The following is a 14,756-nucleotide window of genomic DNA, read 5'->3' on the forward strand; positions in this document are numbered from 1 at the left end:
GTCAGAGCGCGAGCGTCTGCAGGTCTCGCGGGTCGGGCTCGCCGGACGCGCTGGTGAACTCGGCGAGCGCGGCGACCATCGCCGACCGGCGCGTCGAGGGCACCCGGCGCAGCACCTCGGCGATCGCGTCCCGGCGCCGGACGCTGACCCGCTCGACCAGCGCGCGCCCCTCTTGGGTCGCCACGAGGAGCACCCCGTGCCGCCGCGCCGGGTCCTCGGCACGTCGCACCCACCCGCCCGCGACGAGGCGGTCCGCGTTGCGCGAGAAGGTCGACGAGTGGACGCCCAGGCGCTCGGCCACGGCCCCCTGCCGCATCGGCCCCGCCGAGCACAGCAGCACGAGGGCGCGCAGCTGTGGCAGAGACACCTCGTCGAGCGCCTCTGCCACGGAGCGGGCGATCACACCCAGCAGCCCTCGGGAGGCGTGCAGCACCGTCGCGGCGAGCTCGGTCTCGTCGTCGGCGTCGAGCCCGGCGTCCCGGACGTCCGGAGCGTTCTCGTCCATCGGACCAGGCTAGCGACCTGCACGACACCCGGCGTCCGGTCCGCGGGCGCTCCGGCACCAGATCGATGCATGCCTACACTCGTTGTATGCCTACACGCTCGTTGCTCCGTCGCGCGCCTGCCGTCCTCAGCGACCCGACGCACGGCGGGACGGGCGTCTCGGTGATCCTCGCGCTCGTGATCGGCGCCCTCACAGGTCTCGGCGCCATCGGGTTCCGGTGGCTGATCGCGCACACCACCCTCCTCTTCACCGGGACCGCCGACCTCGCTGCCACGGACGTCGGGGAGCATCCCGTGCACCCGTCGCTGCCCTGGCTAGGCCCGTGGTTCGTCGTCCTCGCTCCTGTGGTCGGCGGCCTCGTGTACGGGCCGCTCGTCTACCGCTGGGCCCGCGAGGCCCGCGGGCACGGCGTCCCCGAGGTCATGCTCGCGGTGGCGCGGCACGGAGGGCGCAACCGTCCCCGCGTCGCGGCCGTGAAGGCGCTCGCGTCCGCGGTCTGCATCGGCTCGGGCGGGAGCGTCGGCCGTGAGGGCCCGATCGTGCAGATCGGCTCCGCGCTCGGCTCCACCGTCGGCCAGCTCGGACGGATGCCCGCCGACCGTCTGCGCACGCTCGCCGCCGCCGGCGGTGCCGCCGGCATCGCCGCGACGTTCAACGCGCCCGTCGCCGGCGTGCTGTTCGCACTGGAGCTGATCCTGCGCGACTTCTCCGCCCGCTCCTTCGGGCTGGTGGTCCTGGCGTCGGTCACTGCGTCCGTCGTCGCCCGGGCGGTCCTCGGCGACGACCCGTTCCTCACGCTGCCCGCCCTCACCGTGGACGATGCCCGCACCTACGTGCTCTTCGCCCTCCTCGGGCTCCTCGCGGGGGCGCTCGGCGTCGGCTTCACGCGAGTGCTGTATGCGATCGAAGACCTGTGCGACCGCGTCTGGCGCGGCCCGGAGTGGGCGCGGCCGGCTGTCGGCGGGCTCCTGCTCGGCCTGCTCCTGCTCGCCCTGCCCCAGCTCTACGGCGTGGGCTACCCCGTCCTGTCCGGCGCGGTCGACGGCCGGTTCGTGGTGGGCCTGCTCCTCCTGCTGCTCGTCGGCAAGGTCGTCGCCACCAGCCTCACGCTCGGCATCGGCGGATCCGGCGGTGTGTTCGCCCCGTCGCTCTTCGTCGGCGGCATGCTCGGCGCGGCGTTCGGCCAGGTCGCGCACCAGCTCGCCCCGGGGCTCGCGCCCTCGGCCGGGGCCTTCGCCGTCATCGGCATGGGGGCGACCTTCGCCGGGACGGCGCGGGCACCGATCACCGCGGTGGTCATGCTCTTCGAGCTCACGGGCGAGTACTCGATCATCCTCCCGCTCATGCTGGCGGTCGTCCTCGCGACCGGAGTCAGCCGCCTGCTGTCGAGCGACACCGTGTACACCCTGAAGCTCCGGCGCCGCGGGATCGACCTCGACGAGCACCCTGCCGATCGCGTCCTGGGCGGCGTACAGGTCGCGGCGGTCATGGAGGAGGCGCCCCGCGCCGTCGCGGTGGACGCCGCCCTGGACGACGCCTCGAGCACGCTCCTGGCCAGCGGGCGTCCCGCCCTCCCCGTGCTCGACGGCGACAGGCTCGTGGGACAGCTGCGTGCCGACCTCGCCGCCGAGGAGCTCGCACAGGACGACGAGGCCGACCGGGCCACGGTCGCCACCGTCCTGACCGACGTCGCGCGCGTCCCGCACGGGGCGGACCTCCGCGAGGCGCTCACCGCGCTGCACACCCACCCGGACGACGACGGCGGCGCCGTCGTCGACGACGACGACGGGCGCCTCGTCGGTTGGCTGACCCACCGCGCGGTGCTCGGCGTCCTGTCGGCACCGGGGACGGCCCGCGCTCAGGAGCACGGGGACACGACCGCGACCGGGTAGCTCCTCGTGGTGGGAGCGCACCGACGTCCAGGTGATCTGGTCGACGCTCCGCTGCGCCTGTACCCACGCCGTCCCGTCGCTGATCGCCGCGGCGGATCGTAGGTCGTCCTGGATCACCAGGTCGCCACCAGGTCGCCACCAGGTCCCCAGGCCGTCGGACGGCGCCTCGTCGGCCCGGCAGGCGATGGTCCGGGCGAGAGGTCACCGGGAGGTCGCGCCGAGCTCCTCGGGGTCGGAGGGCTCGTCGTCATGCTGCGTGCCGAGGTGGCGCACGGTGCCGTCCCACCCGCGGGCGAGGGCGTCGACGACGTCCGGCAGCGCGGTCGGGAACACCTCGCGGCTCTCGGCCCGCAGTTCGTCGGTCGTGAGCCAGCGCATCTCGTCCAGCACGTCCCGCTCCTCGGGGGTCCACCCGGCGTCCGTCGGCTCGTGGCCGCCGTCGACCCGCGCGAGGAAGAACACCTCGTCCTGCCGGCAGGTCTCGGCGAAGAACCGGAAGATGCCCGCGCGGGTCAGCACCGGGCCCACGAGGTCCGCGGGCGCGAGCGCGAGGCCCGCCTCCTCGCGCAGCTCGCGCAGGGCGGCCTCGACCTCGCTCTCGCCGGCGTCGATGCCGCCGCCGACCGTGAACCACCACGACCGCTCGGGCTGGTCGGCGTCGTGGCCGCGCACCAGCAGCACCCGGTCCGCGTCGTCGAGCACGATGACGCGGGCGGCGCGCCGGTGCCGCATCCCGTCCGGTCCGACCACCCAGTCGTCGCCGAGGGCGGGCGTCACCAGCCCCGCTCCGCCAGGCGCACCGGCGCCGGCTCGGCCTCGACGTTGATGCCGACCATCGCCTCGCCGAGACCGCGGGAGACCTTGGCCAGGACGTCGGGGTCGTCGTGGAACGTGGTGGCCTGCACGATGGCCTTGGCGCGGGCGACCGGGTCACCCGACTTGAAGATGCCGGACCCCACGAAGACGCCCTCGGCGCCGAGCTGCATCATCATCGCGGCATCCGCCGGGGTGGCGATGCCCCCCGCGGTGAACAGCACGACCGGCAGCTTCCCGGCGCGCGCCACCTCGGCGACGAGCTCGTACGGCGCCTGCAGCTCCTTGGCGGCGACGAACAGCTCGTCCTCCGGCAGGGAGGTCAGGCGCCGGATCTCGCCGCGGATCTGTCGCATGTGGGTGGTGGCGTTGGAGACGTCGCCCGTGCCGGCCTCGCCCTTGGAGCGGATCATCGCCGCGCCCTCGGTGATCCGGCGCAGGGCCTCGCCGAGGTTGGTCGCGCCGCACACGAACGGCACGGTGAACTGCCACTTGTCGATGTGGTTGGCGTAGTCGGCGGGGGTGAGCACCTCCGACTCGTCGACGTAGTCGACGCCCAGGGACTGCAGCACCTGGGCCTCGACGAAGTGCCCGATGCGCGCCTTCGCCATCACGGGGATCGAGACGGCGTCGATGATGCCGTCGATCATGTCGGGGTCGCTCATGCGCGCGACGCCGCCCTGCGCGCGGATGTCGGCCGGCACCCGCTCGAGGGCCATGACGGCGACCGCGCCCGCGTCCTCGGCGATCGTGGCCTGCTCCGGGGTGACGACGTCCATGATGACGCCGCCCTTGAGCATCTCGGCCATGCCGCGCTTGACGCGGGCCGTGCCCACCTCGCCCGCGGGGATCTGGCCGTCCGTGCCGATGGTCTCGCTCAACTCAGGCCTCGCTCGTGTCGAAGTCGGCGGCGTGACCGCTGTCACGCCGGTTCCATCCTAGTTCCGCCGTCAGGAGCCGGTGAGCCCCTCCGGCATCTGGTCGTCCAGCTCGACGGTGTGCGGCAGCGCCGCGTGGCCGCTCAGCCGCAGCAGGCGCACGTACCAGGTGCGCCGGGCCCGTCGGGCCTGCGCGACCGCCTCGTTGTGGAACCGGCGCGCGAGCTGCGCCCGGTACCAGGCCGCCGCCAGCTGGCCGACGAGCTCCTCGCCGGCGGGCGTCCCGCGCAGCTCCCGCACGGAGTCCTCGTCGCCGAGGGCCGAGCGGAGCGTCGACGACAGCTCGCTCTCCGCGGGCTCCCGCCCCGTGCCCAGGCCGTCGAGCGTGAGCTCCCCGCCGGGCGCGACGGACCGCGCGGCGTCGTCGACGACGGCGAACGCGGCGTCGGCCACGAGCACCGCCCCCGCCGGGTCCAGCAGGCCGGACGACGCCAGGTCGATCGCGGCGCCCGCCCGCCGGGCGAGCTGCGCCTGCAGCGCGACGCGGGAGGCGACGACCTTGCGGTGCTGGCGGTCGAGGCGCGACGCCGAGATCCACGCGAGCCAGACCACCACCGCCGCGACGACGAGGACGACCAGTGCGAGCTCCGACCAGCTCATGCGCCCTCACCGCCCGCGGCCCGGCGCGTGCGCAGCCAGCCGACGGCGCCCTCCGACCGCGACGTGGCGACCGGCGAGCCGAGCGCCTCCCCCGCGGCGACCGCCATCTCGTACACCGCGAGCACCTGCTCCGTCACCGCCGACCAGTCGAAGCGGCGCACGAAGGCCGTGGCCCGCACGCGCCGGACCGCGGTGTCCTCCCGGTCGTCGAGCGCCTCGAGGATCGCGCGCGCCAGGTCCTCCGGCTCGCCCGTGCGGAACAGCCGCCCCCCGGCGCCGTCGTCGAGGACGCGGCGGAACGCCCCGAGGTCGCTGGCGACCACGGCGGTGCCCGCGCTCATCGCCTCGACGAGCACGATGCCGAAGCTCTCGCCGCCCGTCTGGGGTGCGACGTAGAGGTCGGCCGACGCCAGCAGCGACGCCTTGTCCTCGTCGCTCACGCCGCCCAGGAACTCGAACGACCCGGCGTGCGGGCCGAGGGCCTCGATCGCGGCGTCCCGGCCGTCGTCCCCCTTGCCTGCCACGAGGAACCGCGCCCCGGGCAGCCGCTCCAGCACGCGCGGCGCGGCGGCGGCGAGCACCTCCAGCCCCTTGCGGGGCTCGTCGAGCCGGCCGAGGAAGGCGATCGTGGGGGCCGTGGTCGTGCCGCGCCACCGGTCGGCCGGCTCGGCCGCGGCGAACGTGTCGACGTACACCCCGTTCGGGATGACGACGGCGTCCCCGCCCACGTGGTCGACCAGCGTGCGTCGCGCGTCCTCCGACACGGCGATGCGTCCGGCGATCTTCTCGAGCGACTGGCGCAGCAGCGGGAACGCGACCTGCAGCGCCCGGGAGCGCTCCTGCGAGGTGTGGAACGTCGCGACCACCGGTCCCTCCGCCACCCAGAGGGCGAGCATGGACAGGCTGGGCACCATCGGCTCGTGCAGGTGCACCACGTCGAACCGGCCCGCCTCGAGCCAGCGCCGCACCCGGGACGCGGCCCGTGGCCCGAACGTCAGGCGCGCGACGGAGCCGTTGTAGCGCACGGGGATCGCGCGGCCCGCCGGGGTGACGACCTGCGGCACCGGGGTGTCGTCGTCGGCGGGGGCAAGCACCGACACCTCGTGCCCGGCGCGCTGCAGCGCCAGCGCGAGGTCGCGCACGTGGAACTGGACCCCGCCGGGGGCGTCGAACGAGTACGGGCAGACGATCCCCACGCGCAGCGGCCGCGCCGGGGTGACGGGCGCGGCGGCGGGCGTGGCGCTCATCCCTCGCCCGCCTCGGCCCGGGTGCGCGCGTACCGCTCGGCGTCGAGGTCGTCGACGAAGACGCGCTGGAGCATGTGCCAGTCCTCCGTGGACTCCTGCAGCGTGCGGGCGACGGCGTCCACCCAGCCCTGGGTCATCCGTGCCACCCGTTCCTGGCGGTGCAGCCCCGACTCGTCGGGCACGGGGACCGCCGGGTAGAACCGGATGGCGATCCCCCACGGCGTCCCGGCGGCGCGCCGCCGCTCGCCCGCGAGCCGCTCGTAGGCGATCCCGACGGGCACGAGCGGGACCTTGGCGGCGAGCGCCAGGGCGGCGGGGCCGGCGGCCACGCGCGCGCGGTGCCCGCACAGGTCCACCTCGACGCCGGTCGAGGTGAGGTCGCGGTCGGCGAGCAGCGGGATGATGCGGCCGCCCCGCGTGGCGCCGCGCACCAGGTTGCGGAACACGTCGAGGTCGCCCAGCGGCAGGACGTCGATGCCAACCGACCGCCGGAACTCGACGAACTCCTCGAACAGCTCCTCGGGCTTGAGCCGCTCGGCCACGGTGAGGACCGGCGCGATGTGCGGGGTGGCGTAGGCGCCCGCGAGGTCCCAGTTGCCCAGGTGGGCGAGCGCGAGCGAGACCCCCTGACCGTCGGCGACCGGCCCCGCCACGTGCTCCAGGCCGTCGACACGCACCCGCGCCGCGACCTGCTCGGCCGTCGCGCCCTGCAGGGTGAACGCCTCGCGGAAGTACCGCATGTACGACCGCATGCCCGCGCGCGTCAGGCGGCGCAGCTCGGGGGCGTCGAGGTCCGGGCGCACCCGGGCGTAGTTCGCCTCGAGCCGGCGTACCCCCTCGGTGCGCCGCAGCCACGTGAGGTCCGCGACGGCGGTGAACGCCGCGCGCAGCACCGGCTCCGGGATCTTCGGCGCGTGGCGCCAGGCGAACGTGTACAGGCGGGCGACGTCGATCCGCATCAGGCCTCCGGGTCGGGGGTGGCGTCGGTGTGCTTCTCGGTGGGCATGGTGCGCGACAGCTGGCGACGGACGGTCGCGACCCGCTGCACCACCGTGACGAGGCTCGCGACCGCGAGCAGCGTGAGCATGACCTCGGCGACGACGACCGGCACGCCGACCTGGGTGAGCACGACCGCCAGGAGGGCGACCAGCAGCCGGTCGCTCCGCTCGGCGATGCCGACCGCCGCGGTAGCACCGACGCTCTCCGCCCGTGCCCGCGCATAGGGGACGACGGCGCCCAGCACGAGGCAGGCCAGCGACGCCGTCACGCCCCACGTGGCGTAGGGGAGGTCGGGGTGCAGCACGAACCACAGGGTGATCCCCGCGAACACCGCGCCGTCCGAGACCCGGTCGAGCGTCGAGTCGAGGAACGCCCCCCAGGGCCCCGAGCGCCCCGACAGGCGCGCCATGACACCGTCGAGCGAGTCGGTGAGGACGAACAGGCCGATGAGGAGGCCGCCGAGCAGCACGTGGCCGGTGGGCAGCAGCGTGAGCGCGAGGGCGGACACCACCACGGTCCCGGCGATGGTCACGGCGTCCGGCGACACGCCCCAGCCCAGGAGCACCCGCGCCAGCGGGGTGAACACGCGCTGCATCGCCGCGCGGAGGCCGCCGAGCATCAGCGCCCCCCGTCCGGCGCGCCGCCGGGCCAGGCGGCGGCGAGCCGCGCGCGCGTGTCCGCCAGCAGCTCGGGCAGCGCCTTGGTCTGCCCGACGACCGGCAGGAAGTTGGAGTCGCCCAGCCAGCGCGGCACGACGTGCTGGTGCAGGTGCGCCGCGATGCCCGCCCCGGCGACCTCCCCCTGGTTCATGCCGATGTTGTACCCCCCGGGCGCGTACGCCGCGCCCAGCGTGCGCACCGCGGCCTGCGTCATGGCCGCGAGCTCGGCCGTCTCCGTGACCGTCAGGTCGACGTAGTCCGACACGTGCCGGTACGGCAGCACCATGAGGTGGCCCGAGTTGTACGGGTACAGGTTCAGCACCGCGAAGCACTCGGCCCCACGGGCGACGACGAGGCCCTCCTCGTCGTCGCCCGTGGGGATGCGGCAGAACGGGCACTGCGCCACCGAGCCGTCGGCGGGCTTGTCCTGACCACCGATGTAGACCATGCGGTGGGGCGTCCACAGGCGCTGCAGGCCGTCCTCGGGCGGGCCGAAGTCGCCGGCCGGAACCGTCGTCGGGCTCTGGTCCGTCATGCGCGGCCCCCGCTCAGACCTGGGCGCGGTCACGCACCGCGGCCACGATGCGCTCGATCGCGTCGGCCACCGGCACCCCGTTCTCCTGGGTGCCGTCGCGGAACCGGAACGACACGGCGCCCGCCTCGACGTCCTCGCCGCCCGCGATGAGCACGAACGGCACCTTCTCCTTGGACGCGTTGCGGATCTTCTTGCCGAACCGGTCGTCGGACAGGTCGACCTCGGCGCGGATCCCGTGGGCCGCGAGCTGGGCGACGACGTCCTTCAGGTAGTCGTCGAACGCCTCGGCGACCGGGACGGCGAGCACCTGGACGGGCGCGAGCCAGGCCGGGAAGAGCCCCGCGTAGTGCTCGATGAGCACGCCCATGAACCGCTCGATCGAGCCGAACTTGGCCGAGTGGATCATCACCGGCTGCTGCTTGGTGCCGTCGGCCGCCGTGTACTCCAGGCCGAAGCCCTTGGGCTGGTTGAAGTCGTACTGCACCGTGCCCATCTGCCAGGTGCGGCCGATCGCGTCCTTCGCCTGGACCGAGATCTTGGGGCCGTAGAACGCGGCACCGCCCGGGTCGGCGACCAGCTCGAGGCCCGAGGAGACCGCGACCTCCTCGAGCACCGCGGTGGCCTTCGCCCAGTCCTCGTCGGTGCCGACGAACTTGTCCACCTTCTTGTCGTCCCGCGTCGACAGCTCCAGGTAGAAGTCGTCGAGGCCGAAGTCGCGCAGCACCGACAGCATGAAGTCCAGCAGGTGCTTGACCTCGGCGGGCGCCTGCTCCGGGGTGACGTAGGAGTGGGAGTCGTCCTGGGTCAGGCCGCGCACGCGCGTCAGGCCCTGGACCACGCCGGACTTCTCGTACCGGTACACGGACCCGAACTCGAAGAGGCGGATGGGCAGCTCACGGTAGGAGCGACCCCGGCTGGAGAAGATCAGGTTGTGCATCGGGCAGTTCATCGCCTTGAGGCGGTAGCGCCCGTGGTCGCCGACGTCCTCGAGGTCGAGCGCCGGGAACATCGTGTCGCCGTAGTACGGCAGGTGGCCCGACGTGTAGAAGAGCTCTTCCTTGGTGATGTGCGGCGTGCCGACGTACGAGAAGCCCTCCTCGATGTGGCGCTGGCGGACGTAGTCCTCCATCACCCGCTTGATCACCCCGCCCTTGGGGTGGAACAGCGGGAGCCCCGAGCCGACCTCGTCGTGGAACGAGAACAGGTCCATCTCGGCCCCGATGCGGCGGTGGTCGCGGCGCTCGGCCTCGGCCAGGCGCTCGAGGTACGCCTTGAGCTCGTCCTTGCTGGGCCAGGCGGTGCCGTAGACGCGCTGCAGCATCGGGTTCTTCTCGCTGCCGCGCCAGTACGCGGCGGCGTTGCGCATGAGCTGCACGCCGTTGCCGATCAGCCTGGTGCTGGGCAGGTGCGGCCCGCGGCACAGGTCCTTCCAGACCACGGTCTCGCTCTCGCGCCCGGCGCCGCGCACGTTGTCGTAGATCGTCAGCTCGCCGGCTCCGACCTCGACGGACGAGCCATCGTCGTCGGACGAGCCGCCCTTGAGCCCGATGAGCTCCAGCTTGTAGGGCTCGTCGGCGAGCTCGGCGCGGGCCTCGTCCTCCGTGACGACGCGGCGGCGGAAGGTCTGCCCCTCCCGGACGATGCGCGCCATCGCCTTGTCGAGGGCCTTGAGGTCCTCCGGCGTGAACGGGGTCTCGACGTCGAAGTCGTAGTAGAAGCCGTCCGTGACGGGCGGGCCGATGCCGAGCTTCGCGGCGGGGTTGACCTGCTGCACGGCCTGGGCCAGCACGTGCGCCGCGCTGTGGCGCAGCACCGCGAGGCCGTCCGGGGAGCCGATCGTCACGGGCTCGACGACGGTGCCGGCCGCCAGGTCGCGCGAGAGGTCGAGCAGCTCGCCGTCGACGCGCATCACGACGACGTCCTTGCGGTCCGCGAAGAGCTCCGTGCCCGTCGTCGGCGTCTGCACCGTCACCGTGTCCTGGTTGGCATCGTCGGGGTTCGGTGGCATCGGCGAGGCGACGTCGGACACGTGCTGCTCCTTGCGGGTCGTGGGCGCTGCGGACGGGCACGGGCAGCGCCTGGGCGGGACCGCCCGGGGCTGGGCGCCGGGCACGGTCGTGGGGCGCCACCATCGGTGACGCCCCACGATCGTACTCATCCGTGGGCCCTGGGCCTGCGCCACGCGCCGTCGGGCCCGCGCAGGCGACCCGGTCAGGCGCCGGGGCCGCCGCCGGGACGGGCGGCGGGACCGTCGTCGTTGCGCTTCTTGCCCTCCGCGGCGGCCTTGTCGACGTAGCCGTCGACGCTGTCCGGCGTCCGCTTCTTCACCTCGTGGGCCGCCTTGTCGATGTTCTCGTCGGTGGCGAGGTCCTTGATCTTCTCCTTGGCCTTGTCGAACAGGCCGCCCAGGCCCGAGCTCTCGCTCATGCTGCTCCCCCTTCGGCGCCGGCCGGCACGGTGCCGTCCGGCCGGCGTCCAGACCACCACGGTCACCGCGCACGCGCGACCGGGCGAGCCGCCCGACCACGGTTCGTCGCCCCGGCGATACTTGTGAAGGACTTCACAAAGAACGTCGATGCAGGTCAGGTGATGTGGTCTTACCATAGAGCCAGCGCCAGACCCGGCGCAGTCCAGACCGGCCGCGGACCACGCGACCCGGCACCCGGAGGGGACCATGACCACCACCCGTACCACCCAGCGACCGGTTCGCATCGCCGGCCTCGTCGCGTTGATCGCCGGCATCCTCATGATCGGTGCCGGGGCCGCCACCTGGGCCACCGTGAGCACCCAGCTCGCCGCGCAGGAGATCACCGTCTCCGAGGACGCGGCGTTCCTCGGCGGGGCCACCGTGGACGGCCCCCTCACCGCCTACGCGCAGGCCCAGGTCATCGACAAGCACGCGATGGAGGCCACGGGCGGCCAGACCTACGCCCAGCTCGAGCAGGACGACCCGCTGCGCGCCACCGCGATGAACGCCTCCTTCCTGCGGGCGTCGCTGTTCACGTCGGTCGTCGCCTACGGCGTGAGCGCCCTGGTGATGGGCCTCGGCGTCCTCTTCGGTCTCATGGGCTGGTCGGTGCGTCGCCTCGCCGCGGCACCCGCCGTCGCCACCGCGACGGTGCCCGCCACCACCGCCACCCCGGCGCGCGGTCGCCTCAACCCGGCGGTCTGACCCGCCGCACCGCACGCGGCGACGCACGACGGCCCGTCCTCCCGGCCCCGGGAGCGCGGGCCGTCGTCCGTGCGCGCCAGCCGCGCCGTCGTGGGGCGCGTCGTCCTGCGCCACCATGGACCGGTGCCCGCCGTCCCTCCGCCCGACTCCCCCGACTACCCGTCCGCCGCACGCACCGCGCGGACGCTGGCGGAGCTCGACACACACCTCGTGGAGTGCCGCGCCTGCCCGCGCCTCGTCGCCTGGCGCGAGGACGTGGCCCGCGAGCGCCGCGCCGCCTTCCGGGACGAGCAGTACTGGGGGCGCCCCGTGCCGGGGTTCGGCGACCCGGCCGCACGCGTCGTCGTGGTGGGGCTCGCCCCGGCCGCGCACGGGGCGAACCGCACGGGCCGCATGTTCACCGGCGACCGCAGCGGGGACTTCCTGTTCGCCGCCATGCACCGCACCGGGTTCGCCAACCAGGCGAGGTCGGTCGCGGCCGACGACGGTCTGGAGCTGCGCGACATCCGCGTCACCGCCCCTGTCCGCTGCGCCCCGCCCGCGAACAAGCCCACCCCCGAGGAGCGGCGTCGCTGCGCGCCGTACCTGGCGCGGGAGCTCGAGCTCGTGGGATCCGGCGTCCGGGTGGCCGTCGCCCTCGGCGCGATCGGCTGGCAGGCGCTGCTCACGACCCTCGCCGAGCAGGGCTGGGACGTGCCGCGCCCCCGGCCGCGGTTCGTGCACGGGGCGGAGGTGACGCTGGCCCGGCCGGGAGAGCACCCGACCGGGCAGACGCCGAGCCTCACCGTGCTCGGTTGCTTCCACGTCTCGCAGCAGAACACGTTCACGGGGCGCCTCACGCCGGCCATGCTCGACGCCGTCCTGCTCCGCGCCCGCGAGCTCGCCGGCGCCTGAACCCGAAAACCGTGGCGCCTGCGCGACGACGCCCGGCTAAGGTCCGCAGGTGATCACCATCCTCACCGGCCCCCCGGGCGCCGGGAAGACCACCGTCGCCGCCCTCCTGTCGGCGGACGCCGAGCGGCCCACGGTCAACCTCACCACCGACACGTTCTACCGGTCCGTCGCGACCGGGTTCGTGCCCCCGTACCTCGCCGGGTCGGAGCACCAGAACGCCGTCGTCGCCGACGCGGTCGTCGGCGCGGCGAACGCCTACGCCCGCGGCGGCTACGACGTCATCGTCGACGGCGTCGTCGGCCCCTGGTTCCTCGCGCCGTTCCGCGCCGCCGCAGCCCGCGAGGGCTGGGACCTCGCGTACGTCGTCCTGCGCCCCGACCTCGACGCGACCCTCGCGCGGGCCGCCGGCCGTGCCGACGCCGAGCTCCGCGACACGGCCGCGGTGCGGAGCATGCACGCGGCGTTCGCCGACCTCGACGCACTGGAGGGGCACGCCCGCGACACCACCGACGAGGAGCCGGCCGCCACGGCTGCCGCCGTGCGCACGGCGCTCGACGCCGGCGGCCTCCGCCTCTCCGCTCCGGCGCCGTCCCTGCCGGACGACGTCCGCGTCGACCCGCCGCTGCGCGCCGACGAGGCCACCACGCTGCGGGGCTACCTCGACTTCCACCGCGACACGCTGCGCTGGAAGACCGCCGGGCTGACGGCCGAGCAGCTGCGCACGCCGCACCCGCCGAGCAGCCTGACCCTGGGCGGCCTCGTCAAGCACCTCGCGTACGTCGAGTCGCACTGGTTCTCCACGATGCTCCAGGACGACGCGGTCGTGGCGCCGTTCGACACGGCGGACTGGGACGCCGACCCGGACTGGGAGTTCCACTCGGCGGCCCACGACTCCCCCGAGGAGCTGCGCCGGATCCTCGACGCCGCGGCCGCCGACTCCGACCGGCGCATCGACGCGGCCCTCGCGTCCGGCGGGCTCGAGGGCACGTCCGCCCGCGAGTCGCGCCGCCCGGGCGAGGGCGCGTTCAGCCTGCGGTGGATCCTCGTGCACCTGATCGAGGAGTACGCGCGGCACAACGGGCATGCGGACCTGCTGCGCGAGGCCGTGGACGGTGCCACCGGCGAGTGACCTCCCGCCGTCAGGCGACCCCGTCCGCGCGGGCCTGCGCGGCCCGCTCCCGCGCCTCGCGGCGGGGGCGCAGCAGGTACTGCTCGGTGCAGTACCCCACGACGACCGCGAGGAGCACGATCGGGGCCATCGCCGGCGCCGACGACCCCAGGAGCATGACCACCAGGACGGACGAGGAGACCGGGAACGGGAGGGTCGCCGCCGTCGCCGCGGCCATCCCGGCGGCGAGCGCCGGCACCGCGCCGTACCCGGGCAGACCCGCGACGGCCACCCCGGCGGCCGCGCCGAGGAGGACGGCGGGGAAGATGGGGCCGCCGCGGAGCGTGCCGAGCGACACGGCGTAGGCGACCCCCTTGAACGCCAGCAGCGCGACCAGCGTCCCGGTCCCCCACGCCGCCGGGTCGGACGCCAGCGTCGGGAGCAGCGCCTGGCCCGAGAGCGCGACCTCCTCCGGCGACCGGCCGGTGACGAGCCCGTAGGCCGACGCGCACACGCCGACGACGAGCGCCCCCGTGACCGCCCACCGGAACGGGCGCGGGGTCGCGACGCGCGCCACGGCCGCGCCCAGCCGGTGCACGAGCCGCACCCCGACGGCGATGAGCACCGCCACGGGGATCGTCCAGAGCACGTCGGCGACGTCGGGCCGAGCCGGGCCGTCGATGCCGGGCAGCGCGAGCGACGCGATCTCCAGACCGGTCCAGCTGCCCATGCCGGTGAAGACGAGGGCTCCGACGCCGGAGGTCAGGATGCTCGGGAGCACCACCCGGGTGAGCTTCGACCCGGAGAGGCCGCCGAGCGCGGCCGCCTCGACGACGAAGACCGCACCCACGAGCGGGCTGCCGAAGATCGCCGACAGGGCGGCAGCCGACCCTGCGACGGAGAGCAGCTGACGCGCCGGGTCGCCGAACGACGCGTCCCACGGCCGTACCAGGATGAGCGCGAGGGCGGCGCCGATGGCGAGCAGCGGCGCCTCGGGCCCGAGGACGGCGCCGAGGGGCAGCCCTGCGAGCGCGGCCAGGAGGATGCCCGGCACCTGCGCCGCGGGGACCGGCCCCATGCTCAGCCCGTTGACGGGCACGTGGCCGCCGTGGCCCGGGAGGGACCGGATGGCGAACCCGACGACGACGCCGGCCACGGCCAGCCACGGCAGCGGCCACCACCAGGGCGCGACGTCCATGCCCCACGCCGCCGGCAGGTCCTCCCACACCAGGTGCGTCATCCCGTGCAGGAGGGCGAGGAACGCGAACGCCGCCAGCGAGACGGGGATCCCGATCAGGGCGGAGATCGCCAGCAGCCTGCTGTACGGCCGCCAGTCGATGGGGTCCTGCGCCTCTGCGGCCGTCATGGTCGCCCCCTCGTCAGGTGATGTCGCA

General features: G+C 74.6%; 15 protein-coding genes. 4 read left to right on the top strand and 11 right to left on the bottom strand.

The features are described from left to right. Position 1: 1 nt before the first annotated feature. Positions 2–505, bottom strand: a complete 504-nt coding sequence (locus tag ACQFYA_RS11405; RefSeq protein WP_499124178.1) for a MarR family winged helix-turn-helix transcriptional regulator — start codon at positions 503–505, stop codon at positions 2–4. An 86-nt stretch (positions 506–591) separates the two neighbouring features. Here ACQFYA_RS11405 and ACQFYA_RS11410 point away from each other — a divergent pair, with 86 nt between their 5' ends. Continuing rightward, on the top strand, positions 592–2,397 hold the full coding sequence (locus ACQFYA_RS11410; protein WP_499124180.1) for a chloride channel protein: 1,806 nt from the start codon (positions 592–594) through the stop codon (positions 2,395–2,397). A 201-nt stretch (positions 2,398–2,598) separates the two neighbouring features. Here the strand turns inward: ACQFYA_RS11410 and ACQFYA_RS11415 are convergent, their stop codons facing one another. From ACQFYA_RS11415 to ACQFYA_RS11455, 9 genes are all read right to left on the bottom strand, one after another. Further along, positions 2,599–3,174, bottom strand: coding sequence for an NUDIX hydrolase (locus ACQFYA_RS11415; protein ID WP_499124182.1), 576 nt, complete (start codon positions 3,172–3,174; stop codon positions 2,599–2,601). Next, entirely contained in the window at positions 3,171–4,091 is a 921-nt protein-coding gene (pdxS, locus tag ACQFYA_RS11420) for a pyridoxal 5'-phosphate synthase lyase subunit PdxS (RefSeq protein ID WP_499124184.1), read from the bottom strand. The genes ACQFYA_RS11415 and pdxS overlap by 4 nt, the downstream gene beginning before the upstream one ends. Positions 4,092–4,160: 69 nt before the next feature. Beyond that, positions 4,161–4,748, bottom strand: a complete 588-nt coding sequence (locus tag ACQFYA_RS11425) for a hypothetical protein (protein ID WP_499124186.1) — start codon at positions 4,746–4,748, stop codon at positions 4,161–4,163. Next, positions 4,745–5,995, bottom strand: a complete 1,251-nt coding sequence (locus tag ACQFYA_RS11430) for a glycosyltransferase family 4 protein (RefSeq protein WP_499124188.1) — start codon at positions 5,993–5,995, stop codon at positions 4,745–4,747. The genes ACQFYA_RS11425 and ACQFYA_RS11430 overlap by 4 nt, the downstream gene beginning before the upstream one ends. After that, on the bottom strand, positions 5,992–6,954 hold the full coding sequence (locus tag ACQFYA_RS11435; protein WP_499124190.1) for a phosphatidylinositol mannoside acyltransferase: 963 nt from the start codon (positions 6,952–6,954) through the stop codon (positions 5,992–5,994). Before ACQFYA_RS11435 ends, ACQFYA_RS11430 begins: the two co-directional genes overlap by 4 nt. After that, entirely contained in the window at positions 6,954–7,613 is a 660-nt protein-coding gene (gene pgsA / locus ACQFYA_RS11440; protein WP_499124192.1) for a phosphatidylinositol phosphate synthase, read from the bottom strand. The genes ACQFYA_RS11435 and pgsA overlap by 1 nt, the downstream gene beginning before the upstream one ends. Beyond that, on the bottom strand, positions 7,613–8,188 hold the full coding sequence (locus ACQFYA_RS11445) for an HIT family protein (protein ID WP_499124194.1): 576 nt from the start codon (positions 8,186–8,188) through the stop codon (positions 7,613–7,615). The genes pgsA and ACQFYA_RS11445 overlap by 1 nt, the downstream gene beginning before the upstream one ends. Positions 8,189–8,201: 13 nt before the next feature. Further along, positions 8,202–10,196 carry a threonine--tRNA ligase gene (thrS, locus tag ACQFYA_RS11450; protein WP_499127506.1) on the bottom strand — a complete coding sequence of 665 codons (1,995 nt, stop codon included), beginning with the start codon at positions 10,194–10,196 and terminating at the stop codon, positions 8,202–8,204. 203 nt (positions 10,197–10,399) lie between these two features. Continuing rightward, complete coding sequence (locus tag ACQFYA_RS11455; RefSeq protein ID WP_499124197.1) at positions 10,400–10,615, bottom strand: hypothetical protein; 216 nt, start codon at positions 10,613–10,615, stop codon at positions 10,400–10,402. Positions 10,616–10,862: 247 nt separating this feature from the next. Between ACQFYA_RS11455 and ACQFYA_RS11460 the strand changes: the two genes are divergently transcribed. The 3 genes from ACQFYA_RS11460 (at position 10,863) to ACQFYA_RS11470 (ending at position 13,383) form a co-directional block, all read left to right on the top strand. Continuing rightward, the gene (locus ACQFYA_RS11460) at positions 10,863–11,360 is read left to right on the top strand and encodes an aromatic ring-opening dioxygenase LigA (RefSeq protein ID WP_499124200.1); all 498 of its coding nucleotides are present in this window, start codon (positions 10,863–10,865) and stop codon (positions 11,358–11,360) included. Between the two features lie 123 nt (positions 11,361–11,483). Further along, positions 11,484–12,254, top strand: coding sequence for a uracil-DNA glycosylase (locus tag ACQFYA_RS11465; protein ID WP_499124201.1), 771 nt, complete (start codon positions 11,484–11,486; stop codon positions 12,252–12,254). A 49-nt stretch (positions 12,255–12,303) separates the two neighbouring features. Beyond that, a complete protein-coding gene (locus ACQFYA_RS11470) occupies positions 12,304–13,383 on the top strand; it encodes a DinB family protein (RefSeq protein WP_499124203.1) in 1,080 nt (359 codons plus the stop codon). A gap of 10 nt (positions 13,384–13,393) precedes the next feature. Here ACQFYA_RS11470 and ACQFYA_RS11475 read toward each other — a convergent pair whose 3' ends face one another. After that, positions 13,394–14,728 (bottom strand): chloride channel protein, encoded by a 1,335-nt coding sequence (locus ACQFYA_RS11475; RefSeq protein WP_499124205.1) that lies wholly within the window; start codon positions 14,726–14,728, stop codon positions 13,394–13,396. Between the last annotated feature and the right edge of the window lie 28 nt (positions 14,729–14,756).

The sequence above is a fragment of the Promicromonospora sp. Marseille-Q5078 genome, from assembly GCF_050315395.1.
GTDB lineage: Bacteria > Actinomycetota > Actinomycetes > Actinomycetales > Cellulomonadaceae > Isoptericola.